3 protein-coding genes are annotated in these 1,385 nt (G+C 63.2%); 2 read left to right on the forward strand and 1 reads right to left on the reverse strand.

The features are described 5' to 3' along the window. On the forward strand, nucleotides 1–450 hold a 450-nt coding region (locus I6F17_RS37385; RefSeq protein ID WP_225132294.1), incomplete at its 5' end, for a helix-turn-helix domain-containing protein. A 38-nt stretch (nucleotides 451–488) separates the two neighbouring features. Here the strand turns inward: I6F17_RS37385 and I6F17_RS37390 are convergent. Continuing rightward, nucleotides 489–722, reverse strand: coding sequence for a hypothetical protein (locus I6F17_RS37390; protein ID WP_225132295.1), 234 nt, complete (start codon nucleotides 720–722; stop codon nucleotides 489–491). Here I6F17_RS37390 and I6F17_RS37395 point away from each other — a divergent pair. Next, on the forward strand, nucleotides 721–1,385 hold a 665-nt coding region (locus I6F17_RS37395), incomplete at its 3' end, for a recombinase family protein (RefSeq protein ID WP_225138670.1). The genes I6F17_RS37390 and I6F17_RS37395 overlap by 2 nt on opposite strands.

Consider the following 1,385-nt stretch of genomic DNA (forward strand, 5'->3'; position numbering starts at 1 on the left):
CCGAAGAGCGCGGCGCTGGCGCAGGACGGCGTCCTCAATCCCGACCCCGAAGCTGTCCGCGACCTGCTGTTCGTCGGCAATCCATTCTTCGATGCCAAGGACTTGGTCCAGGTCCGTTACGAGATGGTGCGACGCCATCAAGTCGACGGCGTTGCCATCAGCGAAGCCGCCGCGACGTTCGGCGTCACCCGCCCAACCTTCTACAAGGCCCAGAGTGCGCTGCAGAGCGCAGGCGTCGCCGGCTTGCTGCCGAACCGGCGAGGCCCCAAGGGTGGCCACAAGATCTCCGTCGAGGTCATTGCGTTCGTAGCCGATCTCAAGGCCGCAAGCCCCGAGCTGACGACACCGCAATGTCTCGATGCGATCGAGACACGCTTTGGCGTCAAAGTGCACCGGCGCAGCCTGGAGCGGGCGCTGGCGCGCAAAAAAAAACGACTCACTTCAACCTGATCGTTCCGCCGGCGGACGCCACGGATCGTTACGAGGAGCTACGCGCCGCGGTATTGCGAGGCGAGCTCGCCGCCTGCTTCGGCCTCGGCATTCTTCGCCGCCAAGGGCTCGCTGCATGGATCAGAGCGCTCGGGCAGCGCCGCCACGCCGAGATGGCGTACTGCGATCATCCGACCACGCCAGCGATCACGGTCGATCCATTGCCCGCAGCGGGCGACCTCACGCGCCTCATCGCGGGCATCATCATCGCCATCGCAATGGAGCCTGCCCATGGCTGAGCTCAAAGTTACTACCGAGCATCTCAAGCGCGCCGCCTACCTCTATGTCCGCCAATCGACCCTCCGCCAAGTCGCCGAGCACGGCGAAAGCACGCAGCCCCAATATGCGTTGCGCGCTCGGGCAATCGCCTCGGGCTGGCCGATTGAACGCATCCACGTCATCGATTGCGATCTCGGCAAATCCGGATCAAGTACGACAGCACGCGAGGGCTTCCAGCAACTCGTGAGTGAGGTGGCGCTGGGCAAGGCCGGCATTGTCATGGGTCTGGAGGTCTCGCGGCTTGCGCGCAACTCGGCTGACTGGCACCGCCTCATCGAGTTGTGCGCGTTGACGATGACGTTGATCCTCGACGAGGACGGAATCTACGATCCAGCCAACTTCAATGATCGCCTCCTGCTCGGCCTTAAGGGCACGATGAGCGAAGCCGAGCTGCACATCCTCAAAGCACGCATGCGCGGTGGCCAACTCAATAAGGCGCGACGTGGCGAGCTCGAGATGTGCCCTCCAGTCGGCTTGGTTTACCGGAATGATCGGACCCTCGGCCTCGATCCTGACGCCCAAGTGCAGAATGCCATCCGTCTCGTGTTCGACACCTTTGAGCGGACCGAAAGTGCCGTGCAGACCGTCCGCTTCTTCCGAGAGCAAGCTCTGTTGTT

It is taken from the genome of Bradyrhizobium sp. NBAIM18 (genome assembly GCF_020193825.1).
Lineage (GTDB): Bacteria > Pseudomonadota > Alphaproteobacteria > Rhizobiales > Xanthobacteraceae > Bradyrhizobium > Bradyrhizobium yuanmingense.